General features: G+C 69.6%; 1 protein-coding gene. It reads left to right on the top strand.

Annotation, left to right across the window (positions count from 1 at the left end):
• Positions 1-84 precede the first annotated feature (84 nt).
• Positions 85-1,335 carry an IS701 family transposase gene (locus ACFW2Y_RS35855; protein WP_384887943.1) on the top strand — a complete coding sequence of 417 codons (1,251 nt, stop codon included), beginning with the start codon at positions 85-87 and terminating at the stop codon, positions 1,333-1,335.
• Positions 1,336-1,450: the final 115 nt, after the last annotated feature.

Below are 1,450 nucleotides of genomic sequence, written 5' to 3' on the forward strand. Positions count from 1 at the left end.
CTAGTAGTGCTTGGTCAGGTCGTGTTTGGTGGTGCGTGTCCTTCGGGTTGTGTGTCGCGTTGTGGGTGTGTGACTCCGGACGAAATGGCTGCGGTGCGTGATGAGTTGGAGGCGTTTGCTGCGGAGGTGTTCGAGCCGTTCGCGCGCAAGGACCAGCGCCGGTGGGGGCAGGTCTACCTGCGGGGACTGCTGACCGACGGCAAGCGCAAGTCGGTCGAGCCGATGGCCGCTCGCCTCGGGGAGGACGGGAACCGGCAGGCTCTGGCCCACTTCATCACCACCAGCCCGTGGGATCCGGCCCACATCCGGGCCAGCCTGGCCTGGAGGATGGAGACGGCGATCCGCCCGACCGCGCTGGTCTTCGACGACACCGGCTTCTTGAAGGACGGCACTGCCTCGGCGTGTGTGTCGCGGCAGTACACCGGCACCGCGGGCAAGGTCACCAACTGCCAGGTGGGCGTCTCGCTGCACCTGGCCTCCGATCATGCCTCGGCAGCGGTCAACTGGCGGTTGTTCCTGCCCCGGACCTGGGACCCCGCCTCGCCGGAAGCTGACCCGGGCAAGATCGCCCGTCGTGTCACTTGCGGCATCCCGGAGGATGCCGGGCACGTGGAAAAGTGGCAGCTCGCCCTGGACATGGCCGATGAGACTCGTTCCTGGGGGATCGATGTGCCGCTGGCCATCGCAGATGCCGGATACGGCGACGCCGCGGCCTTCCGTCTCGGCCTGAACGCACGGGGCATGCGCTACGTGGTGGGCATCTCCACCACCCTGTCGGCCCAGCCCGCCGACGCGGTTCCGGTGGCCGAGCCGTACTCCGGGACCGGACGGCCACCGGTGCCGAAGTACCCCGAGCCTCCGCGTTCGGTGAAAGAGCTGGTCATCGCGGCGGGCCGGAAGGCCGCACGGCCGGTCCAATGGCGGGAAGGCTCCCGGCCCGGCACCGGCCGCTCCGGCTTCAAGCGGATGTACTCCCGGTTCGTGGCCTTGCGGATCCGGCCCGCCGGGCGTCAGATCCGCCAGGCCACCGAGGGCCCGGAACTGCCCGAGTGCTGGCTGCTGGCCGAGTGGCCCGCGCGCGAGAGCGAGCCGGTCCAGTTCTGGCTGTCCGACCTGCCCGCCGACACCCCGCTGACCGCCCTGGTCCGCCTGGCCAAGCTCCGCTGGCGCATCGAGCACGACTACCGCGAGATGAAGCAGGCTCTGGGGCTGGCCCACTTCGAGGGCCGGACCTGGGGCGGCTGGCACCACCACGTCACCCTCGTCTCTGCCGCCCACGCCTTCTGCACCCTGCAACGACTGGCCAGAGCCCCAAAAGACGCGGCGCCGGCCTGAGCCTCTACCAAGTCGTCCGCGAGCTGCAGACCCTCCTCGCCACCTGGACCGGCGCCTGCCCCACCTGCCACCGCGACATACCAAGCACCACACCAACCTGACCAAGCACTACTAG

The organism is Streptomyces sp. NPDC058877, from assembly GCF_042742855.1.
Lineage (GTDB): Bacteria > Actinomycetota > Actinomycetes > Streptomycetales > Streptomycetaceae > Streptomyces.

Bases quoted from the DNA above. Each gene is read 5' to 3' on its own strand.
- ACFW2Y_RS35855 (WP_384887943.1), top strand. From the start codon at position 85: ATGGCTGCGGTGCGTGATGAGTTGGAGGCGTTTGCTGCGGAGGTGTTC.